This window comes from Bradyrhizobium sp. WCU1, from assembly GCF_053474805.1.
The window spans coordinates 3,110,332-3,135,975 of record NZ_CM130280.1 but is presented as its reverse complement, the minus strand read 5'-3'; the positions used below and the strand labels follow the sequence as shown (position 1 = coordinate 3,135,975).

The following is a 25,644-nucleotide window of genomic DNA, read 5'->3' as shown; positions in this document are numbered from 1 at the left end:
TATTGTCGCAATGGCCCAATGACGGCCATATGCAGCAGAGCGGAACGGGTCAGGGACACGCGCCCAATCAGCCGCCGCTGGCCGGTCGGGACGGATCGGCCGCGATCGACGTTGCGCAGCTGGTCAAGGTCTACAAGACCACCCGCGCGGTCGACGATATCTCCTTCCGCATCGCGCGCGGCAGCATCACCGGCCTGCTCGGCGGCAACGGCGCCGGCAAGACCACGACGATCGCGATGATCATGGGCCTTGTGCTGCCGACTTCGGGCAGCGTCAGCGTGCTGGGCGCCAAGATCCCCGAGCAGCGCTATGACGTGCTCGGCCGGATGAATTTCGAAAGCCCCTATGTCGACATGCCGATGCGGCTCACGGTGCGGCAGAACCTGACCATCTTCGGCCGCCTCTACGCCGTGGAGCAGCTGCGCGAGCGGATCGACCAGCTCGCCGTTGATCTCGATCTCAAAGAATTTTTGGACCGCTCCAACGGCAAGCTCTCGGCCGGGCAGAAGACCCGCGTCGCGCTGGCGAAGGCCTTGATCAACGAGCCTGACCTGCTGCTGCTCGACGAGCCGACCGCCTCGCTCGACCCGGACACTGCCGATTGGGTGCGGCAGCATCTCGAGACCTATCGCAAGACCCATAACGCAACCATCCTGCTGGCGTCGCACAACATGCTGGAGGTCGAACGGCTCTGTGACCGCGTCATCATCATGAAGCGCGGCAAGATCCAGGACGACGACAGTCCGGAGCGGATCATGGCGCGCTACAACCGCGACACGCTGGAAGAGGTGTTCCTCGACGTCGCGCGCGGCCGGGTGCGGGAGGGCGCGCCGGAGGATGCACCATGAGCGAAATCCTCAGTTATCGCCGGCACGGCATTTCACTGCAGCGCATCAATGCGATGGTGCTGCGCTATTGGTATCTCCTGATGTCGTCATGGCCGCGGCTCCTGGAGCTGATCTACTGGCCGGCATTGCAGATCATCACCTGGGGCTTCCTGCAGAACTACATCTCGCAGACCTCGGGCTTCTTCGCCAAAGCGGGCGGCACGCTGATCGGCGCGGTGATCCTGTGGGATATCCTGTTCCGCGGCCAGCTCGGCTTCTCGATCTCGTTCCTGGAGGAGATGTGGGCGCGCAATCTCGGCAACCTGATGATGAGCCCGCTGAAGCCGATCGAATTCCTGCTCTCGCTGATGATCATGAGCCTGATCCGGCTCGCGATCGGCGTGATCCCGATGACGCTGCTGGCGCTGTTCTTCTTCGGCTTCAATTTCTACGCCATCGGGCTGCCGCTGATCGCCTTCTTCTGCAACCTGATCTTCACCAGCTGGTCGGTCGGCGTATTCGCCTCGGGTCTCGTGCTGCGCAACGGGTTAGGGGCCGAGAGCATCGTCTGGACGCTGATGTTCGCGGTGATGCCGCTGGCCTGCATCTACTATCCGGTCGAGGTGCTGCCGGCCTGGCTGCAAGTGGTCGCCTGGACGCTGCCGCCGACTTACGTGTTCGAAGGCATGCGGTCGCTCCTGATCGATCACGTCTTCCGTGCCGACCTGATGGCGTGGGCGCTGGTCATCAACGCCATCCTGTTCGCTGCCTCTTTTGCGATCTTCCTTGCCCTTTTACAGAGCGCCAAGCGCAACGGGTCGCTGCTCGCGGGTGGTGAATAAATGTCACTTTCACGTGGATTCCCGGTGTTTTAGCCCGACATCGACCCCAGATTCGGTTTGCGGCGCATTGACGCAATGTTACGCATTGGTCAGTATGCTGCGGCGCAAACAGGGGTCTGAGAATACTATGCCCATCGGTGAATTTGGTGCACCGCCACTGGCGGCGGAAGGCAGTCCGGCACTCACGACGCCGCTGTACTGGATGTACGAGATGGCGCATGCGTCGCTCAATCCGGTGCGCGCGGTAACCGACGCCACCAAGATCCTGTTTCAGAACCCGCTCAATCCGTGGACCCACACCGAACTCGGCAAATCGATCGCCGCCGGCTGCGAACTGTTCGAGCGCACCACGCGCCGCTACGGCAAGCCGGATTGGAACCTGCCGACGACCGAGGTCAACGGCATCCGCACGGCGGTCGAGGTTCGCACGGTCTGGGAAAAGCCGTTCTGCCGCCTGCTGCATTTCGACCGCAAGCTGACGCGCCCGCTGCGCTCGCCGCACCCGCGTGTGCTGATCGTGGCGCCGATGTCCGGCCACTATGCGACGCTGCTGCGCGGCACGGTCGAGGCGTTCCTGCCGACCCATGAGGTCTACATCACCGACTGGACCGATGCGCGCATGGTGCCGCTCGCCGAAGGGCGGTTCGATCTCGACGATTACGTCGACTACGTGATCGAGATGCTGCACGCGCTCGGCGGCAACATGCACATCATCGCGGTGTGCCAGCCTTCGGTGCCTGTTGTGGCAGCCGTTTCCGTGATGGAAGCCAACAACGACCCGTTCGTGCCGCTGTCGATGACGCTGATGGGCGGCCCGATCGATACAAGGCGCAATCCGACCGCTGTCAATGATCTGGCGGCGGAGCGCGGCATCGATTGGTTCCGCAACAATGTCATCACCAAGGTGCCGTTCCCGCATCCGGGCGTGATGCGCGACGTCTATCCGGGCTTCCTGCAGCTCAACGGCTTCATCAGCATGAATCTGGATCGGCACATGGACGCGCACAAGGCGCTGTTCGCCAATCTGGTCAAAGGCGACGGCGATCTGGTCGACAAGCACCGCGAATTCTATGACGAATATCTCGCGGTGATGGACCTCACCGCCGAGTATTACCTGCAGACCGTCGACCTCGTGTTCGTCAAGCACGCGCTGCCGAAGGGCGAGATGACCCATCGCGGCAAGCCGGTCGATCCGTCGAAGATTCGCCGCGTCGCGCTGATGACGGTCGAGGGCGAGAAGGACGACATCTCCGGTCTCGGTCAGACCGAGGCGACGCACGCGCTCTGCACTGCCATTCCGAACCATCGTCGCGTGCACTACGTGCAGAAGGGCGTCGGGCACTATGGCGTGTTCAACGGCTCGCGTTTCCGCTCCGAAATCGTGCCGCGGATCTCCGATTTCATGGTTTCGGCGGCCAATACGCGACTTTCCCTGGTCGCCGCGGCCGAATAGGTATCACCCCGGCCGCGATTATCGCGTCCGGGTAAGTCACTGATTTAAATAAAAGAATCTCAAATCAGTCGAGGCTCAAGTAATGAATTTAATTTCATCTCTTGGGCCTTTTTCGCGACTCCGATTCATCGAAAAAATCCCGGTTCCGACCCCTGCCGGTAGAGGTCAATAAACGGCTGACCCCTGTATATTGGGCAAATGATTTGTTTTTGCGCCGAGCGCTTTCCCTGGCGGCGGATATGGCAAAGTTCGGGCGAACTCCTGCTCCCCGGACTTTCAGACATGGCTACTCGCGCGCTCCTCTATCGGCGGCCTGCCGAACCCGCGACCGTACTGGTCAGACACGGCTCCCAGTTCTTCACCGTCAGGTTGCGCCGGCACCGGCGCGCGCGGCGCTATACGCTCAGGATACATCCGACCGACCGCGAAGCGATCCTGACCATGCCGCCGCGCGGGACCATCGTCGAGGCGAAGGAGTTCGCCAATATCCATGGCGGCTGGATCGCCGCGCGTCTTGGCCGTTTGCCGAAGGCCGCACCGTTCCAGCCCGGCACCGTGGTGCCGTTGCGCGGCGTGCCGCATCGGCTGGTGCATCGCTCGGGTGAGCGCGGCACGGTGTGGACCGAGACCCGCGACAGCGGCGAGAAGATCCTTTGCGTCGCCGGCGGCGTCGAGCACATGGATCGCCGGGTGCATGATTTCCTCAAGCGCGAGGCGCGCAAGGATCTGCAGAAGGCGGCGGCCCTGCACGCCGCGGAACTCGGCGTGCGGGTGCGGCGGATCTCGATCCGCGACCAGTCGAGCCGTTGGGGCTCCTGCACCTCGGCCGGTTCGCTGTCGTTCTCGTGGCGGCTGATCCTGGCGCCGCCCTTCGTGCTCGATTACCTCGCAGCACACGAGGTCGCGCATCTCGTCGAGATGAACCATTCGGCGCGGTTCTGGCGGGTGGTCGACAAGGTCTGCGCGTCGGTCACGCGCGCCAAGAACTGGCTCGACACCCACGGCAACGACCTGCACCGCTACGGGATCCAGGAATAGGCGGCGCTCGCGTCGCTCTACCCGTCCCACACTATCCCCGTCACCTCTGCTGTCATCGCCCGCGAAAGCGGGCGATCCAGTATTCCAGAGGCGCCAGTTTTCAATCGAGAGGCCGCGGCGTACTGGATCCCCCGCTTTCGCGGGGGATGACAGTGGCGTTGTGGTGAGACCGTGCGTCTAACGCCCTACCGAAACAACCGATCAGCCAGCCAGCCATCCAGCCCCGCCGCCGCTTCCGGCCGCGCGTTCGGGTTGGGTGGCGGTGATGCGCGGGCCGGTGTCGGCGGTGGCTGGCGATAATAGCCGCCGGATGGGACCGGCGCCGGTTGCGGCGCCTGTATCGGCGGCTGGATCTGCATCGGCGCCGCCGGTCCTGAAGGCGCCGTGATCTGCGACGAGATCTGCATCAGGTTCGCCGGCGCCCAGCTTCCTTGCGAGTTCGGGATCGCCGCGACCGGCACGCCCTGATGCGCCGCCTTCATGAAGCGGCTCCACACTTCGACCGGCAGGCCGCCGCCGGTCGCCTTCTTGGTCGGCGAATTGTCGTCATTTCCGAGCCAGACGCCGGTGACGAGCTTGGCGGTGTAGCCGATGAACCAGGCATCGCGATAATCCTGGCTGGTGCCGGTCTTGCCGGCGGCGGTCCAGCCGGGGATCTCGGCCTTGCGCGCGGTGCCCGAGATCAGCGTCTCGCGCATCATGCTGTTCATCATCGCGTCATAGCGCGGCTCGATCACCTGGTTGGGCGGATCGGTGGGGCGGTCGTAGAGCAGCTTGCCCGAGCTGGTCTTGATCCTGGTCACCACATGCGGCGATACGGCGTAGCCGCCATTGGCGAACGGCGCATAGGCGCCGACCAATTCGAGCACGGACACTTCCGAGGTGCCGAGCGCGATCGAGACGTTGGGCTCGAGCTTGGATGAGATGCCGAGCCGGTGCGCGGTGCGCACCACGTTCTTGGCGCCGACCTCGACGCCGAGCCGCACCGCAACCGTGTTGAGCGACATCGCCAGCGCCTGGGTCAGCGTCACCGAGCCGAAATATTCGTGGGTGTAGTTCTCCGGCTTCCAGCCCTTGATGTCGAGCGGCGCGTCGGTGCGGATCGTGTCCGGCGTCAACCCGGCTTCGACTGCGGTGAGATAGACGAACGGCTTGAACGACGAGCCCGGTTGCCGCTTCGCGGTGACCGCGCGGTTGTACTGGCTCTCGGAATAGTTCCGGCCGCCGACCATGGCGCGCACCGCGCCGTCCGGCGTCATTGCGACCAGCGCGCCCTGGCTGACGTTGAACTTCACGCTCTTGGCGGCGAGCTCGTCGATCACGGCGGCTTCCGCGACGGCTTGCAGCTTCGGATCGATCGTGGTCTGCACCACGATGTCCTGGTCGATCTGGCCGACCAGATCGTCAAGCACTTCACCGATCCAGTCGGCGACATAGTTGACGGTGCCGGCGCCGGCCGGCTTCACTGCGATCGAGGGCTGGCCGATCGATGCTTTTGCCTGCGCGTCGGTGATGAACTTGGCGTCGGCCATCGCCGCGAGCACGACCTGCGCGCGCTGCTCGGCGCCTTCGGGGTTGCGGTTCGGCGCCAGCCGCGATGGCGACTTGACGAGACCGGCCAGCATCGCGGCCTCCGGCAGCGTGACGTTCTTCGCCGACTTGCCGAAATAACGCTGCGCTGCCGCTTCGACGCCGTAGGCGCCGGAGCCGAAATAGACCCGGTTGAGGTAGAGCTCGAGGATCTCGCTCTTGGAATGCTTGCGCTCCAGCCACAGCGCGAGCTCGGCCTCCTGCAGCTTGCGCTGCATGGTGCGTTCCTGGGTCAGGAACAGGTTCTTGGCGAGCTGCTGCGTCAAGGTCGAGCCGCCCTGCGAGACACCTCGATGCAGGACGTTGGTGACGGCTGCTCGTAAAATGCCGACCGGGTCGACGCCGAAATGCGAATAGAAGCGGCGGTCCTCGATCGCGATGAAGGCCTTCGGCAGATAAGGCGGCAGATCCTTCAGCGCGATGTTGGCGCCGGCCATTTCGCCGCGCTGTGCCAGCACGCTGCCGTCGATGCCGACGATCTGGATGGTCGGCGGGCGCTTGGGAATTTCCAGCGATTGGATCGGTGGCAGATGCGCGCCGACCCACACCACGACACCGATCACCGCAATGCCGGCCCACAGGCAGAGCACCGCGGTCCAGTAGAACAGCCGGCCGATGCCGAAGCCGCGCGACTTGCCGCGCCGCTTGCTGCCACTGCGCGACGGGCGCGGTCTCTCGCTGCCGGAATCGCTGCCCTTATCGGGGTTCTTTTCGCTGTTCTTGGGCTTCGATCTGGCGGGCTTGTCGTCGTCGCCGCCGCCGGGAACGCGATCGGACGGCGACAACCTGAGGTCGGCAAGCGCGGCCGGAAGCCCGAACAGCGGCTCCTTGCGTCCACCGCCTTTTTTACGTCCCCACGCCATCCGCAACGCTCACCCTTACAGGGCCGCACGCTAACGTTCCCGGTTTAAGGGGCGGTTACGCAAAGCTTAACGCGGGATTAGGAGGTGGGGCGGCGCGTTGCTAAATAGGGAGCATGATCCGGAAAAGTGGGCACCGGTTTTCCGAAAAGATCATGCTCAAACGAGGATGGTAGAGCGCGATCGAGCGATCGCGCTCTGGGGAACCAAAAAACAAAGGAGCACCGCATGGGCCATATCGATCCGACCAAAGACGTGTTCGCGCAATTCCGGGACAACAACCGGCCGGGCCCGATCCACATGCTCAATCTGGTGCGGTTGCGCGAATGGGCTGCCTATCCCGACGGCCGCAAGGCCACCGGCGCGGAAGCCTATGCGGCGTATGGCCGCGAGAGCGGCCCGGTGTTCGAGCGGCTCGGCGGCCGCATCGTCTGGCAGGGCCGCTTCGAGCTGATGCTGATCGGCCCGCAAGAGGAGCGCTGGGATCACTGCTTCATCGCCGAATATCCGAGCGTCGCCGCCTTCGTCGAGATGATCCGCGATCCCGTCTATCGCGAGGCGGTGAAGCACCGCCAGGCTGGCGTCGAGGATTCCCGGCTGATCCGGCATGCGGTGCTGCCGGTCGGCAAGAACTTTGGGGAGATACCGCAGTAGGCGCGCAGCAGCGATTGAGCGCAACGATCTCCATCCCCGTCATGCTGAGGTGCGAGCGGAGCCAGCCTCGAAGCATGCACGGCCGCGGTCGGGCCGTCGACCCTTCGAGACGGCCGCTGCGCGGCCTCCTCAAGGTGACGGTGAAAAGGTACGGCCGCAAACAAAAATCGGCGGCCCGGAGGCCGCCGATTGTTCTTCAGACATCGAACGCTAACCGCTAGAGCATGATCCGGAAAAGTGCGAAGCGGTTTTCCGAAAAGATCATGCTCAAACAAAGAGCTAAAGCGCGATGACGATTCGAATCAATCTCATCGCGCTTTAGCCGGTCGGGCCAGCGTCCTCGAGGATCGGGCCGAATAGCTCCCAGCGTTCGCCGTTGAACTTCATCATCTGCAGCTGCTTGTTGACGCGGTAGTCGGTCGCCGAGGTGTTGGCCTTGATGCCCGGCAACGCGATGTCGGTCGTCACACCCTTCATCGATGCCGCCTGCTTCATCACGTTCTCGCGGGTCAGGTCGTCGCCACATGCCTTCAGCACGGTGACGAGCATCTGCGCGGTGGCGTAGCCATAGGTGTTGAAGTTCGAATCCTTATCGCCGTCGGGATAGTATTTGGCCATGAAGTCGAAATAGCGCTTCAGGCCGGCATCGTCCTTCCAGGTCGGATCGAGCGGGTCCTTGCCGTAGTTGACGCTGATCACGCCCTTGGCGGCGTCGAGACCCGCCGGCTTCATGACCGCGCCGACCGAGGTGGCGTTGATGTCGACGATCTGGACCGGCTTCCAGCCCATCTCGTAGATCTTCTTGATCGCCTGGGCCGCCTGCTTCGGCGTCGTCGCCGAGAAGAACAGGTCCGCGCCGGAATCCTTGATCTTGAGGACCTGCGAATCGATGGTCGGATCGGACACCTCGTAGGACGCCTCCGAAACCACCATGGTCGCGGCCTTGTCGCCGAGCCCGGCCTTGAGGCCGTTCAGGTAATCCTTGCCGAGGTCGTCGTTCTGATAGAGCACGCCGACCTTGGCGTTCGGATACTCCTTGAGGATGTACTGGCCGTAGATGCGGCCTTCGACGAAGTAGTTCGGATTGAAGCCCATCGTCCAGGGGAAGTTCTTCGGGTCGGTGAACTTCGAGGCGCCGGTGGCGGCGAACAGCTGCGGCACCTTCTTGGCGTTGAGATATTTCTGCACCGCGGCGTTCGACGGCGTGCCGACGATCTGGAAGGTCAGCAGCACCTCGTCGCTCTCGACCAGCTTGCGCACCTGCTCGACGGCCTTGGGCGGCGAATAGGCGTCGTCATACTGGATCAGATTGACCTTGCGGCCGTTGATGCCGCCCTGGTCGTTGATCATCTTGAAATAGGCCGCCTGGGTCTTGCCGATCGAGGCATAGGCGGAGGCCGGTCCGGAGAAGGGGACGGTCTGGCCGATCTTGATTTCGGTATCGGTCGCGCCGGGATCGTATTTCTTCTGCGCGAAGGCCGACGTTGCAGACAGCGCGATCGCGAGCGCCGTTCCCGTGACCAGGTGGAAAATCCCGTTCCTCATAATGCTGTTTCCCTCACGTGACTGATGGTTTGGCCGATGATCTTTCCCGCGGGTTCAAGGTCCCGCGGTCGCCATCGCTTGCGCCGGATACTGGCGGAACGCTTGCTGCGACGCAAGACGAGCAATGCCGAAAAGGCGAGCGATTTCAGTCAACGAAAGTAGGGGGCGGTGCGAAAATGGGCCGCCGCAGCTGTGCCAGCACACTCAGTGTCGTCCCGGCGAAGGCCGGGACCCAGAACCACGAATGGTCATTGTTGAGGGATGCTGAACGACGAGTCCCGTTCGCAACACCGCCGCGGAGTATGGGTCCCGGCTTTCGCCGGGACGACACGTGCGCGGGTAATGACACCGGACAAGGTGTTTGACTGGTTGAACCGGAAGGATGTTTGCGCCGTTTTGCCTAGCCCGCCGGTCCGGTGTCCTCGATGATCGGGCCGAACAGCTCCCAGCGCTCGCCGTTGAACTTCATCATCTGCATCTGCTTGTTGATGCGATAGTCGTTCGGTCCGGTCGTGATCGACATGCCCGGCAGCGCCAGAGAAGGTACGAACTTCTTCAGGCTGGTCACCTGCTTCATCAGGTTCTCGCGGGTGAGGTCGTCGCCGCACTGCTTGAGCACCTGGATCAGGAGCTCGGCGGTCGAGTAGCCGTAGGTGTTGACGGTGTTGAGCTTGTCGCCCTCCGGGTAATATTTGTCCATGAAGGCGAAATAGGCCTTCACGCCGGGATCGTCCTTCCACTGCGGGTCGGCGGGGTCCTTGCCGTAATTGGTCGAGATGATGCCCTTGGAGATGTCGAGTCCGGCCGGCTTCAACGTCGCCGACACCGGGCTCGCATTGATGTCGAGGATGTGCACCGGGTGCCAGTCGAGGTCCGCGACCTTGCGGATCGCCTGCGCGGCGAATTTCGGCGTCGATGCGTCGTAGAGCAGGTCGACGCTGGCGGCCTTCAGCTTGACGATCTGGGAATCCACCGTCGGATCGGTCAGCTCATAGGAGACTTCGGCAACGATCATGCTGGCGGCCTTGTCGCCGAGCCCGCTCTTCAGGCCGGCGATGTAGTCGCGGCCGAGATCGTCGTTCTGGTAGAAGATGCCGATCTTGGCGTTGGGGTGGTTGGCCAGGATGTATTTGGCGTAGATGCGCCCTTCGGACTGGTAGTTCGGGTTGAACGCGATCGTCCACGGCGCGTTCTGCGGATCGGAGAAGCGCGACGCCCCGGTCGAGGCGAGCAGTTGCGGCACCTTCCTGGCATTGAGATATTTCTGCACGGCGGCGTTCGACGGCGTGCCGATGATCTGGAAGGTGAACAGCACCTCGTCGCCCTCGACGAGCTTGCGCACCTGCTCCACCGCCTTCGGCGGCGAATAGGCGTCGTCATACTGGATCAGGTTCAGCTTGCGGCCGTTGATGCCGCCCTGATCGTTGATCATCTTCATATAGGCCGCCTGGGTCTTGCCGATGCCGGCATAGGCGGATGCGGGGCCCGAGAACGGCACGGTCTGGCCGATCTTGATCTCGGTGTCGGTGGCGCCGATGTCGTATTTCTTCTGTGCGGCGGCCGATGTAACCGACAACGCGATGGCAAGCGCTGTCGCAGCGAGCAATTGCACGCTCCTCATGTCCGTGACCTCCCATGTTGCCGGTGATCTTGTCCGCGAGACTCAAGCCGGCGGATGTCACCGTTGTCGGGGATGATGGAGGAACGCTATGGCCATTGCAAGACGATGCCCTGGCGCGCAGTGTCGCGTCAGACCAGCCACAGCAGGATCAGCGCCAGCGCCGCGGGCGCCGCCTGCACATAGAGGATGCGCCGGCTCACGGTGGCGGCGCCATAGGCGCCGGCGACGATCACGCAGAGCAGGAAGAATGTCTTGATCTGGAATGCGAAGGCGGGATTGCCGTGCACCAGGCCCCAGATCAGCCCGGCGGCGAGGAAGCCGTTATAGAGCCCCTGATTGGCGGCGAGCACGGCCGAGTCGGTTGCCTTCTCGAGCGAGTTGCGAAAGGTCTTCAGGCCGAGCGGCCTGGTCCACAGGAACATCTCGAGCACGAGGAAATAGAGGTGCAGCGCGGCCACCACCGCGATCAGAAAATTGGCAAGCACAAGCATATTCGGCCCCCCCCAGAGATCTTGTTTGAGGCGTTTTCTTCACGCGAACCGGCGTCCACTTCGCTCGAAAACGCTCCCACCGGAATTCGGGTGGACGCTACCACGCGGGCAGTGAATTGTATCCCGACCGATCCGTTCGTCCCTGGACGTTACAATGGCCGACCGCAAGACCGCGCAGACCTTCAACCTCGACCGCCTCAAGACCCCGATCGGCACTGCGCTGCTGGTGACCGATGATGACGGCGTGCTGCGCGCGCTCGACTGGGACGACTACGAGGGGCGGATGCTCGATCTGCTGCGGCTGCATTATGGCGTGGTGACCTTGCGGGACGGCCGTGCGCCGGCGGCGATGCGCAAGGCGCTCGGCGATTATTTCAATGGCGATCTCGGTCGGCTCGCGGATGTCGAATGGCGCGTCGCCGGCACGCCGTTCCAGCAGAAGGTCTGGCACGCGCTGCCGAAGATCCCGCCGGGCACCACCATGAGTTACGGCGCGCTGGCTGTGAGGCTGAAAATGCCGAACGCGATGCGGGCGGTCGGCCACGCCAACGGCTCCAACCCGATCAGCGTCGTCGTGCCCTGCCACCGTCTGATCGGCGCCAACGGCTCGCTGGTCAAATACGGCGGCGGGCTGGAGAGGAAGCGCTGGTTGCTAAGGCATGAGGGGGTGGCGGTTCGCTGAGCAAACTCAGCTGTCATTCCGGGGCTCGCGAAGCGAGAGCCCGGAATCCATTCCACGGCATGACGTGCGGCCCGATGGATTCCGGGCTCAGCCCTGCGGGCTGCCCCGGAATGACGGATAATCAAGCCGCCGGCTTCGCGGCCTGCTCCTCGCTCGACAACAGATGCAGCAGCGAGCTCTTGATCGCCGATTGGCGGGTCGGCGCCGTGATCTGGGCGCCGAGCAAATCGGTGACGTAGAACACGTCGCGGGCGCGTTCGCCGAAGGTCGCGACGTGGGCGGAGGCGATGTTGAGGTTGAGCTTCGAGATCGCTGTCGTGAGCTGGTAGAGAAGGCCGGGCCGGTCGAGGCCGGAGACCTCGATCACAGTGTAGCGGTCGGACCACTGGTTATTGATGGTCACCTCGGGCTCGACGATGAACGGCCGCGCCTTGCTGCGCACCGCGCGCTTGGCCACCGCCTCGGGCAGCCTGAGCTTGCCTTCCAGCACCTGCTCGATCATCTCGCCGATCCGGGTCGCACGGCGGCCCTCGTCATCGTCGCGGTCGTATTCGCGCGAGATCGAGACGGTGTCGAGCGCGCGGCCGTCGGTCGTGGTGTAGATCTGGGCGTCGACGATGTTGGCGCCGGCCGAGGCGCAGGCGCCCGCGATGATCGACAGCAGCCAGGGATGGTCGGTCGCCAGGATCGTGAGCTCGGTGACGGCGCGGATCTCGTCGAAGCCGACATTGATCGCCAGCTTGTGGCCGGCCTGCTCGCTGGCGCGGATGAAGCGCGCCTGGCGGATCTTGCGCGGCAGCTCGACCTTGAGCCAGTAGGCCGGGTAATGCCGGCCGATATAGGCGTTGAGCTCGACCTCCGGCCATTCGGTGAAGGCGCGGCGGAATTCGGCCTGCGCCACCGCGATGCGCTGGGCGCGATTCACTTCCGAGAAGCCGCCGGTCAGGACCGGCTCGGTCTCGTAGTACAGCGTGCGCAAGAGCTGCGCCTTCCAGCCGTTCCACACGCCGGGGCCGACGCCGCGGATATCGGCGGTGGTCAGGATCGTCAGCAGCTTCATCTGCTCGACCGACTGCACCACGGCGGCGAAGTTCTCGATGGTCTTGCGGTCCGACAGATCGCGCGACTGCGCCACCGTCGACATCGTCAGATGTTCCTCGATCAGCCACGCCACCAGCTCGGTGTCGGCGGCGGAGAAGCCGAGCCGCGGGCACAGCCGCCGCGCCACCTTGGCGCCGGCGATCGAGTGATCCTCGGGGCGGCCCTTGGCGATGTCGTGCAACAGCGTCGCGATATAGATCACCGGGCGATGCTCGGGGCGGATCTTGCGGAACAGGTCGCTGGCGACCGTGAACTCCTCGTTGCCGCCGCGCTCGATGTCCTGCAGGAAGCCGATGCAGCGGAGCAGGTGCTCGTCCACCGTATAGTGGTGGTACATGTTGAACTGCATCATCGACACGATCTTCCCGAAGGCGCGGATGAAGTGGCCGAGCACGCCGGTCTCGTTCATCCGCCGCAGCACGACTTCCGCATTGTCGGAGGTCAGGATCTCCATGAACAGGCGATTGGCCTCGTCGTTCTCGCGCAGCTGGGTGTTGATCAGCTTCAGCGAGCGCGTCACCGTGCGCATCGCGTCGGGATGGAAGGCGAGGTTGTTCTGTTGCGCGAGGCGGAAGATCCGGATCAGATTGACCGGATCGTGCTTGAACACGTCGGGCGCGGCGAGGTTGATGCGGTTGTTGTCGACGATGAAGTCGTCGCTGCCGTTGACCCGCCGCCGCTTGGTGCCGGGCCGCAGCCGCGCGACCATCCGGCTCAGCACCGGCGCCGGCTTGTTGTGCTCTTCCTCGAGCCTGGCACACAGGATCGCGGTGAGGTCGCCGACGTCCTTTGCGATCAGGAAGTAGTGTTTCATGAAGCGCTCGACATCCTGCATGCCGGGATGCGAGGTGTAGCCGAGCCGGACCGCGATCTCGCGCTGCATGTCGAACGACAGCCGCTCCTCGGCGCGCCCGGCGAAGAAGTGCAGGTTGCAGCGCACCGACCACAGGAAGTCGGCGCAGCGGCGGAAGGTGCGGTACTCCTGCGCGTCGAACACGCCGCGTTCCAAGAGCTCGTCGGTCTCGCGCACGCGGTAGACGTACTTGGCGATCCAGAACAGCGTATGCAGGTCGCGCAGCCCGCCCTTGCCGTCCTTGACGTTGGGCTCGACCAGATAGCGCGACTGGCCGGCGCGGCGATGCCGCTCTTCGCGCTCGGCGAGCTTGGCGGTGACGAATTCTGCGGCGGTGCCCTGCACCACTTCCTTGTCGAAGCGCTCGACCAGCTCGTCATACAGCGGCTGGTCGCCGGTCAGGAACCGGGTTTCCAGGATCGCGGTGCGGATCGTCATGTCGCCGCGCGCCTGGCGGATCGATTCATCGACCGAGCGGGTGGCGTGGCCGACCTTCAGCCCCATGTCCCAGAGGCAATAGAGAATCGCTTCGGCGACCTGCTCGCCCCAGGCGGTCTGCTTGTAGGGCAGGATGAACAGCAGATCGATGTCGGATTCCGGCGCCATCAGCCCGCGGCCGTAGCCACCGGTCGCGACCACGGCCATGCGTTCGGCGCCCGAGGGGATCGGCGAGTGATAGAGATGCCGGGTCGCCGCCGCATAGAGGATGCGGATGATCTCGTCCTGCACGAAGCACAGCCGTTCGGCGCAACGGCGGCCGTGACGGTCCTTCAGCAGCAGCGCCTGCGCCGTGGCGCGCGCCGCGATCAGCTCGGCCTTGAGGAGTTGCGCCATCGCGGCGCGGAACTGGTCCTCGCGGCCGGCATGCTGCTCGGCCAGCGCATTGACCGCCGCGGTGATCCGCGCAGTCTCGAAACGATCATCCGCTTCAGCGCGGCCGTCGGCTACGATGCTGTCCATACGTCCATCCGATATCGGACGAAGCTGTTGCTGTCACTGACCAAAGTATGACGACAGCAGCTCCATGCTTTCCTGGCGGCGCCGTGAGCAAGATCGTTCTCGCGGCGTCTCGTAAAGGGTAGAGATTTTCTCGTTGACCGCAAGGCTAACTCATTGAATTAAAAGATTGTTTCTTAATCTGATCGAGGAGATCGACGAATGCACAAATTTTCCCGGCGCGGCTTCGCGGCGCTGCTCGCGGTCTCGGCACTTTTGCCCGGCGCGGCGCTCGCCGCCGATGCGCTGAAGGAAATCCGGATCGACTGGGCGACCTACAATCCGGTGTCGATGGTCCTGAAGCAAAAGGGCCTGCTGGAGAAGGAGTTCGCCAAGGACGGCATCGGCATCGTCTGGGTGCAGTCGGCCGGCTCCAACAAGGCGCTCGAATTCCTCAATGCCGGCTCGATCGATTTCGGCTCGACCGCGGGCTCGGCCGCTTTGGTCGCCCGGATCAACGGCAACCCGATCAAGTCGGTCTACGTCTATTCGCGTCCCGAATGGACCGCGCTGGTCACCACCAAGGACTCCAAGATCGCCTCGGTTGCCGATCTCAAGGGCAAGCGCGTCGCGGTGACCCGCGGCACCGATCCGCACATCTTCCTGGTTCGCGCGCTGCTCGGCGCAGGCCTGACCGAAAAGGACATCACGACGGTGCTGCTGCAGCACGCCGACGGCAAGACCGCGCTGATCCGCGGCGATGTCGACGCCTGGGCCGGGCTCGATCCGATGATGGCGCAGGCCGAGGTCGAGGAGGGTGCCAAGCTGTTCTACCGCAAGGCCGACGCCAACACCTGGGGCATCCTCAATGTCCGCGAGGAGTTCCTGAAGGCGCACCCGGACATCGTCCGTCGCGTGCTCGCAACCTATGAGGAGGCGCGGAAATATTCGCTGGCGAACTATGACGAGCTGAAGAAGACGTTCATCGCGGTAACGAAACTGCCGGACGCCGTGGTCGACAAGCAGCTGAAGGAGCGCACCGAGCTGACCCACAGCCGGATAGGCGCGCCGCAGCGCGAGTCGATTTTGGCCGCCGGCCTCGCCTTGCAGCAGGCGGGCGTGATCGATGCCAAGACCGACGTGAAGGCGGCGCTGGACGCGTTGATCGACGATCAAGTCCCGCTGCCGACGAACTGACCGCTGCACCCTCTCCCCTTGTGGGAGAGGTCGCTTCGCGCAGCGAAGCGGGGTGAGGGGTTCTCACCACACGGCACGCTCGCGCAAGCTGAAACAACCCCTCATCCGTCGCAAACTTCGTTTGCGCCACCTTCTCCCACAAGGGGAGAAGGGAAGCGGGCGCCGCGACTTGTGTTTCGATCCCCACCTTGCAATCCCTCGCGAAGAATAGTTCTTGCTATGGCCATGAGCGTTGACCTGCCCGCGCTGGAACAGACGGCCGCGCCGCGTGCGGCGCCGGCGCGCTGGTCGCGTTTTGCGCGGCCGGCGCTCGGGCTTCTGGTGCCGGTGGTGTGTGCGCTCGGCTGGGAACTGGTGGTTTATCTCGGCTATTCCAACGGCCGCCTGGTGCCGCCGCCGTCAAAGGTGTTCCAGACCATCGTCGAACTCGCCAGGAGCGGCGAGCTGTCGCGGCATATCCTCGCGACCTTGTGGCGCGTCGGTGCGGGCTTTGCGCTCGGCGTCGTCGCCGGCACCATCATGGGCGCGATCTCCGGCTATTGGGATTTCGCCAAGCGGCTGCTTGATCCGACCGTGCAGGCCTTGCGTGCGATCCCTTCGCTCGCCTGGGTGCCGCTGTTCGTGCTCTGGCTCGGCATCTTCGAGACCTCGAAGGTCGCACTGATCGCGGTCGGGGTGTTCTTTCCGATCTATCTCGGCGTGATGGGCGCGATCCTGTCGGTCGATCGCAAGATCGTCGAGGTCGGCCGCGTGTTCCGGCTGTCCGGGCCGGCCATGATCCGCCGCATCCTGTTGCCGGCGGTGCTGCCGGCCTATGTGGTGGCGCTGCGGGTCGGGCTTGGCCTGGGATGGATGTTCGTGGTCGCGGCCGAATTGATCGGCGCCTCCGAGGGCCTCGGCTATCTCCTGCTGGACGGCCAGCAGCTCGGCAAGCCGGCGCAGATCCTCGCTGCGATCGTGATCTTCGCGATCCTCGGCAAGCTCACCGACTGGCTGATCGAGGTCGCCGCCGCGCCGCTGCTGCGCTGGCAGGATGCGTTCGGCGCGCGGGGAGGGCAGTGATGCTCGCACTCAAGGACGTCGGCAAGACCTATCCGAACGGCGTCCACGCGCTGGAACGCTTCTCGGCGGAGATTGCGCCCGGCGAGATCATCGCCATTATCGGCGGTTCCGGTTGCGGTAAGTCGACCTTGCTACGCGCCATCGCCGGCCTCGATCGCGCCAGCACCGGCAGCGTGACACTCGACAATGCGGTGATCACGTCGCCGCACGCCAAGATCGGCATCATCTTCCAGGAGCCGCGACTGCTGCCCTGGCTCAGCGTCGCCGACAATATCGGCTTCGGTCTCGCCGATCTGCCGGCGGAGGCAAGGCGCGCGCGGGTTGCATCCGCGCTGGCCCGCGTCGGTCTCGCCGATAAGGCGTCGGCCTGGCCGCGCGAGCTCTCTGGCGGGCAGGCGCAGCGGGTGGCGATCGCCCGCGCGCTGGTGCCGCAGCCCGAAGTGCTGCTGCTCGACGAGCCGTTCTCGGCGCTCGATGCCTTCACCCGGCGCGATCTGCAGGACCACCTGCTCGATCTCTGGGCCGACACAAGGCCGACCCTGATCCTGGTCACCCACGATGTCGACGAGGCTGTGGTGCTGGCCGACCGTGTGCTGGTGATGCGGCCGCGGCCGGGCCGGCTGTTCGAGCAGATCACCATCAATCTAGCGCGGCCACGCGACCGCAAATCGGAACTGTTCGACAGCTTCAAACGCCGCGTGCTGACCGCGCTCGACCGCTCGCTAGACCGTTCGGTGCGTGACGTCACGGACAAATCCAGCGCCGGCGAGGCGATGTGGTGGTGACATCGGCGCCATAAGGCCTTACATCCGAAGGCTAAGAAGAATAGCCGGGAGCAGACCCATGGACTCCGCCGAACTCCGCGCAATGCAGGCTCCGATCAAGGAGCGCTACAAGACCGACCCCCAGGCCGCCGTGATCACGTTGAAGGCCAAGGGCACGATCGACAGCGAAAGCCTGTCCTGCAAGGTCGAAACCGGCCGCGCGCTTGCGGTCGCCGGCCTGCATCCCGCGACCGGCGGCTCCGGGCTTGAGCTCTGCTCCGGCGACATGCTGCTGGAAGCGCTGGTCGCCTGCGCCGGCGTCACGCTGAAATCGGTCGCGACCGCGGTCGAGGTGCCGCTCAGGGTCGGCAACGTGTTCGCCGAGGGCGATCTCGATTTCCGCGGCACGCTCGGCGTCGACAAGGAGGCCCCGGTCGGCTTCCGCGAGATCCGTCTCCGCTTCGACGTCGGCACCGACGCGCCGCAGGACAAGCTCGATCTGCTGCTGAAACTCACCGAGCGCTATTGCGTGGTCTATCAGACCATCAAGAACGGCCCGAAGGTGTCGGTGTCGATGGTGAGGGTGTAGCCGCCTTTCACCGATGTCGTCCCGGCCTAGTGCGCAATTGCGCACGGGAGCCGGGACCCATACGCCGTGTCCCATCGTTGAAATTCGGCTGCTCGACGGCTTTCGTTCCCCGCTAGCGGTCGTGGTTATGGGTCCCGGGTCGCGCTTCGCTTGCCCGGGACGACGGAAAAATGTCCCCCGAACTCCACTTCATCCTGCTCCTCGTTCTGCGCATGGCGGTTGCGGCCGCGTTCGTGGTCAGTGCATCCATCATCACGGAGCGGTCGGGGCCGGTGATCGGCGCGCTGATCGCCACTTTGCCGATCTCGGCCGGGCCGTCCTACACCTTCCTCGCGCTCGACCATGACGCTGCTTTCATCGCCGAGGGCGCGCTGTCGAGCCTGCCGGTCAATGCGGCGACGATCTTCATGGGCCTCACTTACGCCGTGCTGGCGCAGCGCTTCAGCATGTGGATCAGCGCGGGAAGTGCGATCGCGTTGTGGCTGGTGCTCGGCACCATCATCCGCCAGTTCGCCTGGACGCTGGCCGGCGGGTTGATCCTCAACGCCATTGCGTTTGCGATCTGCATTCCGCTGCTCAGGCCCTACCGCCACGTCGCCAGGATGCCGCTGATCGCGCGGCGCTGGTACGACATTCCCTTGCGCGCCGCGCTGGTCGCGAGCCTGGTCGGCACCGTGGTCACCGCGTCGACCTGGGTCGGCCCGCGCGTCACCGGCGTGATCGCGCTGTTTCCGATCGTGTTCTCCTCGATGATGCTGATCCTGCATCCGCGGATCGGCGGTCCCGCCACCGCCGCCGTGCTCGCCAACAGCGCCTGGGGCCTGCTCGGCTTCGGCCTCGGCATCGCCGTGCTGAATGTCGCGGTGCTGCAATTCGGCTCGGCCGTAGGCCTCTGCTGCGCGCTTGCCACCTGCATCGCGTGGAATCTGGTGTTGTGGCGGATCGGGCGGAGGAAGCAGGCGCAGAAGGCGTAGGATGGTTAGAGCGAAGCGAAACCCATCATGCCTCCGCGCGTAGGAAAGTTGATGGGTTTCGCTTCGCTCTACCCATCCTACGCGGCTACCCCTTCGGCAGCTTCGCCCGCAACGCATACAGCGCATCCAGCGCCTCGCGCGGCGACATTTCGTCGGGGTGCAGCGCCTTCACGGCTTCCACCAGCAGATCGGCATCACTCGGCGGCTTGTCTTCGGCGGCGGCCCGGGAGGGGACGGCGAACAACGGCAGGTCGTCGGCCAGCGCACGTGCGGTCTGGCCGCGGTCCTGGGCCTCGAGCTTGGCCAGCACAGATTTGGCGCGGGTGATCACGGCGGGCGGCAGACCGGCGAGTTTCGCGACCTGGATGCCGTAGGAGCGGTCGGCGGAGCCCGGCAACACCTCGTGCAGGAACACGACGTCGCCCTGCCATTCCTTGACGCGCACCGTGGCGTTGAACATCCGCGGCAGCCTGGCCGAGAGCGCGGTGAGCTCATGATAGTGGGTGGCAAACAGCGTGCGGCAGCGGTTGCTCTCATGCAGATGCTCGATCGCGGCCCAGGCGATCGACAGGCCGTCGAAGGTCGCGGTACCGCGGCCGATCTCGTCGAGGATGACAAGCGACCGCTCGCCGGCCTGGTTGAGGATCACCGCGGTCTCGACCATCTCGACCATGAAGGTCGAGCGGCCCCGCGCCAGGTCGTCGGCGGCGCCGACGCGCGAGAACAGCCGGTCGACGATGCCGAGCCGCGCGCGCGATGCCGGTACATAGCTGCCAATCTGAGCAAGCAGCGCGATCAGCGCGTTCTGGCGCAGGAAGGTCGATTTACCGGCCATGTTCGGACCGGTGATCAGCCAGAGCTGGCCCGACTTCTGCGTAGGCGCCGGGGACAGATCGCAGGCATTGGCGATGAACGGCTGGCCGTCGCGCTTCAACGCCTGCTCGACGACCGGATGCCGGCCACCCTCGATCGCAAAGCCGAGCGAGCCGTCGACGTCGGGCCGCACATAATTGTCGTCGATCGCGAGTTTCGCCAGCGAGGTCGCGACGTCGAGCATCGCGAAAGCATGCGCGGCGTCGCGCAGATCGTCGCTGGCGGCGAGCGCCATCGCGCTGAGCCGCTCGAAGATCTCGAGCTCGAGATTGAGCGCGCGTTCGCCGGCATTGGCGATCTTGGCCTCGGTCTCGCCGAGCTCTGATGTGGTGAAGCGGACTTGTCCCGCCAGCGTCTGGCGATGGATGAAGGTCGCATTCAGCGGCGGCGCGAACAGCTTGTCGCCGTGCTGTGCGGTGACCTCGACGAAATAGCCGAGCACGTTGTTGTGCCGGATCTTCAGCGTCTTGATGCCGGTGTCCTCGGCATAGCGCGCCTGCATCGCGGCGACGACGAGGCGCGAGGCGTCGCGCAAACTGCGGCTTTCGTCGAGCGCGGCCTCATAGCCCTCGCGGACGAAGCCGCCGTCGCGCTTGATCAGCGGCAATTGCTCCGACAGTGCGCGGGAGAATTCCTGCGCCAGGTCACGCGAGGGGCGCTGCAAGGCCGCCATCACGGTCGAAACTTCGGCCGGCGGATCGGCCAGCTGCGCCAACAGATCCAGCGCCTGGTCCGCGGCGAGAATGCCGTCGCGCAGGCTCGCCAGGTCGCGCGGGCCGCCGCGGCCGACCGAGAGCCGCGCCAGAGCGCGCGACATGTCGGGTGCCGCGCGCAGCACGGTTCTGACGTCCTCGCGTGCGGCCGAATCCGCGACGAAAGCCGAGACCGCGTCGAGCCGTCGCGCGATCACGGCAACATCGGTGAGCGGCGCGGCGAGGCGCTGTGCCAACAGGCGGGAGCCGGCCGCGGTCACCGTGCAGTCGATCGCATCCAGCAGCGAGCCGCGGCGCTCGCCGGCCAGCGTCCGCGTCAGTTCGAGATTGGCGCGGGTTGCCGGATCGATCGCCATCGTGGTGCCGGCGGCCTCGCGCGCCGGCGGCGACAGCGGCGGACGCTTCCCCACTTGCGTGCGGTCGATATAGGTGACGGCGGCGGCCGCAGCCGTCGCCTCCAGCCGCGACATCGCCGACAGGCCATCCATGGTCGCGACCGCGAAATAGTCGCACAGCCGCCGCTCGGCGGTGGCGCTGTCGAACACGTCGCGGGTCAGCGGCGTCACCGACGGCAGCTCGCGCAAGGTCGGCGCCAGCTCGTGGTCGCTATAGAGCGCGTCGGTGACGATCGCCTCGTTCGGATTGATGCGCGCCAAGGTCGCGGCAAGCTCCGCGGTCGCGCACTCCGTCACCATGAATTCGGAGGTTGAGATATCGATCCAGGCGAGCCCGAGCCGGTCGGCGCCGGCCGAGCCGCGGGCGCGTGCGATCGCGATCAGGTAATTGTTGGTGCGGGCGTCGAGCAGCGTGTCCTCGGTCAGCGTGCCCGGCGTCACCAGCCGCACCACGCCGCGGCGGACCACGCTCTTGTTGCCGCGGGCTTTCGCCTCCGCGGGATTTTCCGTCTGCTCGCAGACCGCGACACGATGTCCGGCGCCGATCAGGCGGTGCAGATAGTCCTCAGAGCGCTCGACCGGCACGCCGCACATCGGGATGTCCATGCCCTGATGCTTGCCGCGCTTGGTCAGCACGATGCCGAGCGTCTTCGAGGCGATCTCGGCGTCCTCGAAGAACAGCTCGTAGAAATCGCCCATCCGGTAGAACAGCAGCAGGCCGGGATGTGCGGCCTTGATCTCCAGATACTGTTCCATCATCGGCGTGACGCGCGACGGCGCCTCGGCGGGAGTAGCTTCGGGCGGAACGGGGATAGGCTGCTGAATGGTCATTAGGGGGCGGAAACTACAAAATTTCGCCGGGCGGTCCTATCCGCGAGAGGAGGGTTTTCCACCCTGTTCACGGTGCCTTTATGACGGCCCTCACGGTAATGCGTGCGGGGCGCGCAGCCGCGTCAATTGACCTGCCGCGGGCGCGCTCCTAAAACCCATCTCAAGTTCCAGCCGACCCAGCGCCTAAGTCGCGGCATTCAGGGAGAGATTCAATGCGTGATGTGTTCATTTGCGATGCCGTCCGGACTCCGATCGGCCGTTTCGGCGGTTCGCTCGCCAAGGTGCGCGCCGACGATCTCGCCGCGGCCCCGATCAAGGCGCTGATGGCCAAGCACCCGACGCTCAACTGGAACGAGGTCGACGAGGTCTATTTCGGCTGCGCCAACCAGGCCGGCGAGGACAACCGCAACGTCGCGCGCATGGCGCTTCTGCTTGCCGGCATGCCGGAGTCGGTTCCCGGCCAGACCCTGAACCGGCTCTGCGCCTCCGGCCTCGATGCGGTCGGCGCCGCTGGCCGCGCCATCCGCGCCGGCGAGATCGATTTCGCGATCGCAGGCGGCGTCGAATCGATGACGCGCGCACCGTTCGTGATGGGCAAGGCTTCGGAAGCGTTCTCGCGCTCGTCCGAGATCTACGACACCACGATCGGCTGGCGCTTCATCAATCCCTTGATGAAGGCGCAGTACGGCGTCGATGCGATGCCGGAAACCGGCGAGAACGTCGCCGAGGAATTCCAGGTCTCGCGCGCCGATCAGGATGCGATGGCGATCCGCTCGCAGCAGCGCGCCGGCGCGGCGATCGCGTCGGGCTATTTCGCCGAGGAGATCATCCCGGTCCAGGTGCCCGGCGGCAAGGCCGGTCCGATCACCGTCGACAAGGACGAGCATCCGCGCCCCGAGACCACGCTCGAAGGTCTCGCCAAGCTGAAGCCGATCGTGCGCAATCCGGGCACGGTGACCGCGGGCAACGCATCGGGCGTCAACGACGGCGCCGCCGCGATGATCCTCGCGTCCGAAGTCGCCGTGAAACGGCACGGCCTCACCCCGCGTGCGAAAATCCTCGGCCTTGCGTCGGCCGCGGTGCCGCCGCGCATCATGGGCATCGGCCCGGTGCCGGCGACCAGGAAGCTGGTCGAGCGGCTCGGCATCAAGGTGTCGGACTTCGACCTGATCGAGCTCAACGAGGCCTTCGCCTCGCAGGGCATCGCCTGCCTGCGCCAGCTCGGCGTCAAGGAAGACGCTGATTTCGTCAATCCGCATGGCGGCGCGATCGCGCTCGGCCATCCGCTCGGCATGAGCGGCGCGCGGCTGGTGTTGACCGCCGTGCACGGCATGGAGAAGCGGGGCGGGAAGCTTGCCTTGGCAACTATGTGCGTCGGGGTCGGCCAGGGCGTCGCGGTCGCGATCGAAAAGCTGAATTGATCCAATGGCTTGGAAAGGCTGAAAACAGCCCTTCCACAATTTGGTTATGCATTATAATGATCTGAAGTGAGCCCGCCGGGCGCGTGGGCCGCGGAGGAATTCGCCATGACCCTGTTGTATCCGCTGCAATCGCTTGCGGCTCATCCGGCGCGGCTGTCGCCGGCCTATCGCTCCACTGTCAAGCGCTCGCCGCAGAAGCCGCTGATCCCGATGCGGCATACGCTCTCGGAATTGACCGGGCCGGTCTACGGTCATGAGACGGTGCGCGCGAACGACAATGATCTCACTATCCAGGCCAAGGGCGAGCCGCTCGGCGAGCGCATCATCGTGCACGGCCACGTGCTCGACGAGGACGGCCGCGGCGTGCCGAACACGCTGGTCGAGCTGTGGCAGGCCAATGCCTGCGGCCGCTACATCCATGTCGTCGACCAGCATCCGGCGCCGCTCGACCCGAACTTCACCGGCGCGGGCCGGACGCAGAGCGACGACAAGGGCTACTACAAGTTCATTACCATCAAGCCGGGCGCCTATCCGTGGGGCAACCACCACAATGCGTGGCGGCCGGCGCATATCCACTTCTCGGTGTTCGGACATTCCTTCATCTCGCGTCTGGTGACGCAGATGTATTTCCCCGGCGATCCCTTGTTTCCGTTCGACCCGATCTTCAACTCGGTGACCGATGAGAAGGCGCGGGCGCGGATGATCTCGTCGTTCGATCTCGACAACACCAAGCCGGAATGGGCGCTGTGCTATCGCTTCGATATCGTGCTGCGCGGGCGCAACGCCACGCCGATGGAGACCAAGTAAGTGTCGAACCAGCGTCCTGATGGAATCACGCCCTCGCAGACCGTCGGCCCCTATTTCAAATACGGCCTGACGCCGAACGGGGAATACGAGTGGAACGACGCCTTCAGCAACAATCTGCTGACGCCTGATACATCCGGCGAGCGCATCCGTGTCGAGGGCAAGGTCTATGACGGCGACGGCGCCGTGATCCCCGATTGCATGTTGGAGATCTGGCAGGCCGATAGCCAAGGCCGCTTCTCCGATCCGCAGGACACGCGCGCGCTGCCGAATTCCTCGTTCAAGGGCTTCGGCCGCGTCGGCACCGACAAGGGCGGCGGCTTTGCCTTCGACACCATCAAGCCGGGCGTGGTGCCGGATGCCGACGGCAAGCCGCAGGCGCCGCACATCGTGCTCGCGGTATTCGCGCGCGGCATGCTGCTGCATCTCTACACGCGGATCTATTTCGACGGCGAGGCGGCCAACGCTAGCGATTCCGTGCTGGCGTTGGTGCCGGCCGATCGCCGCGCCACCCTGATCGCGAAGAAGACGGGCGGCAACGTCTATACGTTCGACGTCCATCTCCAGGGCGACAACGAGACGGTGTTCTTCGACGTTTAGCCGCCGCGTAAATCCAGCATTGAAATGACGACCGAAATCCGCCGCGCGCCTCCGCCGCGGCGGATTTCGCTTGACTATGCGTGATCATTTATATAACAAGTAAGTTATATAACTAATCTGAGATCGATCATGGCCAACCTCGATGCCGCCTTCTCCGCGCTCGCCGACCCGACCCGCCGGGCGATTCTGGCGCGTCTCGCTTTGGGCGAAGCGACCGTCATGGAACTGGTCGAGCCGTTCGAGCTGACCCAGCCCGCGATCTCCCGCCACCTCAAGGTGCTCGAGGGCGCCGGCCTGATCGTGCGGCGGGCCGAAGGCACCAAGCGGCCGTGCCGGCTGGCGCCATCAGCGGTTGCCGAGATCGATCAATGGCTCGGCATGCTGCGCCGCGCGCTGGAAACCAATTACGACCGGCTGGACGGAGTGCTGGCCGCCATGAAGCCCGAGACGTGAAAGGTGCCCTATGAGCAAGTTGACGCTGAAGACCGAAGGCGACCGCCATATCGTCGTGACCCGGCGCTTCGTCGCGCCGCCCGAGGCGGTGTATCGCGCGCATACCGAGCCGGAGCTGTTGCAGAAGTGGCTGCTCGGTCCGGAAGGCTGGACCATGCCGGTCTGCGTCAGCGAGCTCAGGCCCGGCGGCAAGATCCGCTACGAGTGGACCGACGGCAAGGGCGGCGGATTCCATCTCACCGGCGAATATCTCGAACTCGAGCCGTTCAGCCGCATCGTGCATGTCGAGCGCATGCACCTGCCGGATCCGACACCCGACAATCATGTCGAGACACGGTTTGCGCCCGACGGTGAGGGCACCGTGATGACCATGCGGATGACGCTGCCGGATGCCGAGACACGCGCGGCGATGCTCGCGACCGGCATGGAGCACGGCATGGAAGACAGCTATGCTCGGCTCGACCGCATGAGCTGA

22 protein-coding genes are annotated in these 25,644 nt (G+C 64.9%); 16 read left to right on the top strand and 6 right to left on the bottom strand.

Annotation, left to right across the window (positions count from 1 at the left end):
- Positions 1-29 precede the first annotated feature (29 nt).
- The 4 genes from ACTUWL_RS14540 (at position 30) to ACTUWL_RS14525 (ending at position 4,160) form a co-directional block, all read left to right on the top strand.
- A complete protein-coding gene (locus ACTUWL_RS14540) occupies positions 30-848 on the top strand; it encodes an ABC transporter ATP-binding protein (RefSeq protein WP_035650513.1) in 819 nt (272 codons plus the stop codon).
- Positions 845-1,669: an ABC transporter permease gene (locus ACTUWL_RS14535; protein WP_021077584.1), complete on the top strand. Its 825-nt coding sequence runs from the start codon at positions 845-847 to the stop codon at positions 1,667-1,669. Before ACTUWL_RS14540 ends, ACTUWL_RS14535 begins: the two co-directional genes overlap by 4 nt.
- A gap of 127 nt (positions 1,670-1,796) precedes the next feature.
- The gene (locus ACTUWL_RS14530; protein ID WP_021077583.1) at positions 1,797-3,122 is read left to right on the top strand and encodes a polyhydroxyalkanoate depolymerase; all 1,326 of its coding nucleotides are present in this window, start codon (positions 1,797-1,799) and stop codon (positions 3,120-3,122) included.
- A gap of 198 nt (positions 3,123-3,320) precedes the next feature.
- Positions 3,321-4,160: a M48 family metallopeptidase gene (locus ACTUWL_RS14525; RefSeq protein ID WP_035650511.1), complete on the top strand. Its 840-nt coding sequence runs from the start codon at positions 3,321-3,323 to the stop codon at positions 4,158-4,160.
- Positions 4,161-4,345: 185 nt separating this feature from the next.
- Here the strand turns inward: ACTUWL_RS14525 and ACTUWL_RS14520 are convergent, their stop codons facing one another.
- Positions 4,346-6,613, bottom strand: a complete 2,268-nt coding sequence (locus ACTUWL_RS14520; protein WP_021077581.1) for a transglycosylase domain-containing protein — start codon at positions 6,611-6,613, stop codon at positions 4,346-4,348.
- A 225-nt stretch (positions 6,614-6,838) separates the two neighbouring features.
- Here ACTUWL_RS14520 and ACTUWL_RS14515 point away from each other — a divergent pair, with 225 nt between their 5' ends.
- Positions 6,839-7,264, top strand: coding sequence for a DUF1330 domain-containing protein (locus ACTUWL_RS14515; RefSeq protein WP_021077580.1), 426 nt, complete (start codon positions 6,839-6,841; stop codon positions 7,262-7,264).
- 318 nt (positions 7,265-7,582) lie between these two features.
- On the opposite strand, the gene ACTUWL_RS14510 is transcribed toward ACTUWL_RS14515, so the two are convergent.
- The 3 genes from ACTUWL_RS14510 to ACTUWL_RS14500 form a co-directional block, all read right to left on the bottom strand.
- Positions 7,583-8,809, bottom strand: a complete 1,227-nt coding sequence (locus ACTUWL_RS14510) for an ABC transporter substrate-binding protein (RefSeq protein ID WP_021077579.1) — start codon at positions 8,807-8,809, stop codon at positions 7,583-7,585.
- A 400-nt stretch (positions 8,810-9,209) separates the two neighbouring features.
- Entirely contained in the window at positions 9,210-10,430 is a 1,221-nt protein-coding gene (locus tag ACTUWL_RS14505) for an ABC transporter substrate-binding protein (protein ID WP_021077578.1), read from the bottom strand.
- A gap of 128 nt (positions 10,431-10,558) precedes the next feature.
- Positions 10,559-10,921 (bottom strand): DUF1304 domain-containing protein, encoded by a 363-nt coding sequence (locus ACTUWL_RS14500; RefSeq protein WP_021077577.1) that lies wholly within the window; start codon positions 10,919-10,921, stop codon positions 10,559-10,561.
- A 154-nt stretch (positions 10,922-11,075) separates the two neighbouring features.
- Between ACTUWL_RS14500 and ACTUWL_RS14495 the strand changes: the two genes are divergently transcribed.
- Positions 11,076-11,603 carry a methylated-DNA--[protein]-cysteine S-methyltransferase gene (locus ACTUWL_RS14495; protein ID WP_021077576.1) on the top strand — a complete coding sequence of 176 codons (528 nt, stop codon included), beginning with the start codon at positions 11,076-11,078 and terminating at the stop codon, positions 11,601-11,603.
- A 121-nt stretch (positions 11,604-11,724) separates the two neighbouring features.
- Here the strand turns inward: ACTUWL_RS14495 and ACTUWL_RS14490 are convergent, their stop codons facing one another.
- Positions 11,725-14,517, bottom strand: a complete 2,793-nt coding sequence (locus ACTUWL_RS14490) for a [protein-PII] uridylyltransferase (protein ID WP_021077575.1) — start codon at positions 14,515-14,517, stop codon at positions 11,725-11,727.
- Between the two features lie 198 nt (positions 14,518-14,715).
- Between ACTUWL_RS14490 and ACTUWL_RS14485 the strand changes: the two genes are divergently transcribed.
- The 5 genes from ACTUWL_RS14485 (at position 14,716) to ACTUWL_RS14465 (ending at position 19,079) form a co-directional block, all read left to right on the top strand.
- The gene (locus tag ACTUWL_RS14485) at positions 14,716-15,690 is read left to right on the top strand and encodes an aliphatic sulfonate ABC transporter substrate-binding protein (protein ID WP_021077574.1); all 975 of its coding nucleotides are present in this window, start codon (positions 14,716-14,718) and stop codon (positions 15,688-15,690) included.
- 225 nt (positions 15,691-15,915) lie between these two features.
- On the top strand, positions 15,916-16,752 hold the full coding sequence (locus tag ACTUWL_RS14480) for an ABC transporter permease (RefSeq protein ID WP_021077573.1): 837 nt from the start codon (positions 15,916-15,918) through the stop codon (positions 16,750-16,752).
- Complete coding sequence (locus ACTUWL_RS14475) at positions 16,752-17,537, top strand: ABC transporter ATP-binding protein (protein WP_021077572.1); 786 nt, start codon at positions 16,752-16,754, stop codon at positions 17,535-17,537. The genes ACTUWL_RS14480 and ACTUWL_RS14475 overlap by 1 nt, the downstream gene beginning before the upstream one ends.
- A 58-nt stretch (positions 17,538-17,595) precedes the next feature.
- Positions 17,596-18,105, top strand: coding sequence for an OsmC family protein (locus ACTUWL_RS14470; RefSeq protein WP_021077571.1), 510 nt, complete (start codon positions 17,596-17,598; stop codon positions 18,103-18,105).
- Positions 18,106-18,275: 170 nt separating this feature from the next.
- Positions 18,276-19,079 carry a hypothetical protein gene (locus ACTUWL_RS14465; RefSeq protein ID WP_021077570.1) on the top strand — a complete coding sequence of 268 codons (804 nt, stop codon included), beginning with the start codon at positions 18,276-18,278 and terminating at the stop codon, positions 19,077-19,079.
- Between the two features lie 85 nt (positions 19,080-19,164).
- Here ACTUWL_RS14465 and mutS read toward each other — a convergent pair whose 3' ends face one another.
- The gene (gene mutS, locus ACTUWL_RS14460) at positions 19,165-21,891 is read right to left on the bottom strand and encodes a DNA mismatch repair protein MutS (RefSeq protein WP_021077569.1); all 2,727 of its coding nucleotides are present in this window, start codon (positions 21,889-21,891) and stop codon (positions 19,165-19,167) included.
- 212 nt (positions 21,892-22,103) lie between these two features.
- Between mutS and pcaF the strand changes: the two genes are divergently transcribed.
- From pcaF to ACTUWL_RS14435, 5 genes are all read left to right on the top strand, one after another.
- Positions 22,104-23,312, top strand: a complete 1,209-nt coding sequence (pcaF, locus tag ACTUWL_RS14455) for a 3-oxoadipyl-CoA thiolase (protein WP_021077568.1) — start codon at positions 22,104-22,106, stop codon at positions 23,310-23,312.
- 105 nt (positions 23,313-23,417) lie between these two features.
- Entirely contained in the window at positions 23,418-24,119 is a 702-nt protein-coding gene (pcaH, locus tag ACTUWL_RS14450; protein ID WP_021077567.1) for a protocatechuate 3,4-dioxygenase subunit beta, read from the top strand.
- Positions 24,120-24,716: a protocatechuate 3,4-dioxygenase subunit alpha gene (pcaG, locus tag ACTUWL_RS14445; protein ID WP_021077566.1), complete on the top strand. Its 597-nt coding sequence runs from the start codon at positions 24,120-24,122 to the stop codon at positions 24,714-24,716.
- A gap of 129 nt (positions 24,717-24,845) precedes the next feature.
- Complete coding sequence (locus tag ACTUWL_RS14440) at positions 24,846-25,169, top strand: ArsR/SmtB family transcription factor (protein WP_021077565.1); 324 nt, start codon at positions 24,846-24,848, stop codon at positions 25,167-25,169.
- A gap of 10 nt (positions 25,170-25,179) precedes the next feature.
- The gene (locus tag ACTUWL_RS14435; protein WP_021077564.1) at positions 25,180-25,644 is read left to right on the top strand and encodes an SRPBCC domain-containing protein; all 465 of its coding nucleotides are present in this window, start codon (positions 25,180-25,182) and stop codon (positions 25,642-25,644) included.

What these genes read in the sequence shown, in the direction of transcription:
- ACTUWL_RS14540 (WP_035650513.1), top strand. Translation starts at nt 30, where the DNA reads ATGCAGCAGAGCGGAACGGGTCAGGGACACGCGCCCAATCAGCCGCCG.
- ACTUWL_RS14535 (WP_021077584.1), top strand. Translation starts at nt 845, where the DNA reads ATGAGCGAAATCCTCAGTTATCGCCGGCACGGCATTTCACTGCAGCGC.
- ACTUWL_RS14530 (WP_021077583.1), top strand. Translation starts at nt 1,797, where the DNA reads ATGCCCATCGGTGAATTTGGTGCACCGCCACTGGCGGCGGAAGGCAGT.
- ACTUWL_RS14525 (WP_035650511.1), top strand. Translation starts at nt 3,321, where the DNA reads ATGATTTGTTTTTGCGCCGAGCGCTTTCCCTGGCGGCGGATATGGCAA.
- ACTUWL_RS14520 (WP_021077581.1), bottom strand. Translation starts at nt 6,613, where the DNA reads ATGGCGTGGGGACGTAAAAAAGGCGGTGGACGCAAGGAGCCGCTGTTC.
- ACTUWL_RS14515 (WP_021077580.1), top strand. Translation starts at nt 6,839, where the DNA reads ATGGGCCATATCGATCCGACCAAAGACGTGTTCGCGCAATTCCGGGAC.
- ACTUWL_RS14510 (WP_021077579.1), bottom strand. Translation starts at nt 8,809, where the DNA reads ATGAGGAACGGGATTTTCCACCTGGTCACGGGAACGGCGCTCGCGATC.
- ACTUWL_RS14505 (WP_021077578.1), bottom strand. Translation starts at nt 10,430, where the DNA reads ATGAGGAGCGTGCAATTGCTCGCTGCGACAGCGCTTGCCATCGCGTTG.
- ACTUWL_RS14500 (WP_021077577.1), bottom strand. Translation starts at nt 10,921, where the DNA reads ATGCTTGTGCTTGCCAATTTTCTGATCGCGGTGGTGGCCGCGCTGCAC.
- ACTUWL_RS14495 (WP_021077576.1), top strand. Translation starts at nt 11,076, where the DNA reads ATGGCCGACCGCAAGACCGCGCAGACCTTCAACCTCGACCGCCTCAAG.
- ACTUWL_RS14490 (WP_021077575.1), bottom strand. Translation starts at nt 14,517, where the DNA reads ATGGACAGCATCGTAGCCGACGGCCGCGCTGAAGCGGATGATCGTTTC.
- ACTUWL_RS14485 (WP_021077574.1), top strand. Translation starts at nt 14,716, where the DNA reads ATGCACAAATTTTCCCGGCGCGGCTTCGCGGCGCTGCTCGCGGTCTCG.
- ACTUWL_RS14480 (WP_021077573.1), top strand. Translation starts at nt 15,916, where the DNA reads ATGAGCGTTGACCTGCCCGCGCTGGAACAGACGGCCGCGCCGCGTGCG.
- ACTUWL_RS14475 (WP_021077572.1), top strand. Translation starts at nt 16,752, where the DNA reads ATGCTCGCACTCAAGGACGTCGGCAAGACCTATCCGAACGGCGTCCAC.
- ACTUWL_RS14470 (WP_021077571.1), top strand. Translation starts at nt 17,596, where the DNA reads ATGGACTCCGCCGAACTCCGCGCAATGCAGGCTCCGATCAAGGAGCGC.
- ACTUWL_RS14465 (WP_021077570.1), top strand. Translation starts at nt 18,276, where the DNA reads ATGTCCCCCGAACTCCACTTCATCCTGCTCCTCGTTCTGCGCATGGCG.
- mutS (WP_021077569.1), bottom strand. Translation starts at nt 21,891, where the DNA reads ATGACCATTCAGCAGCCTATCCCCGTTCCGCCCGAAGCTACTCCCGCC.
- pcaF (WP_021077568.1), top strand. Translation starts at nt 22,104, where the DNA reads ATGCGTGATGTGTTCATTTGCGATGCCGTCCGGACTCCGATCGGCCGT.
- pcaH (WP_021077567.1), top strand. Translation starts at nt 23,418, where the DNA reads ATGACCCTGTTGTATCCGCTGCAATCGCTTGCGGCTCATCCGGCGCGG.
- ACTUWL_RS14440 (WP_021077565.1), top strand. Translation starts at nt 24,846, where the DNA reads ATGGCCAACCTCGATGCCGCCTTCTCCGCGCTCGCCGACCCGACCCGC.
- ACTUWL_RS14435 (WP_021077564.1), top strand. Translation starts at nt 25,180, where the DNA reads ATGAGCAAGTTGACGCTGAAGACCGAAGGCGACCGCCATATCGTCGTG.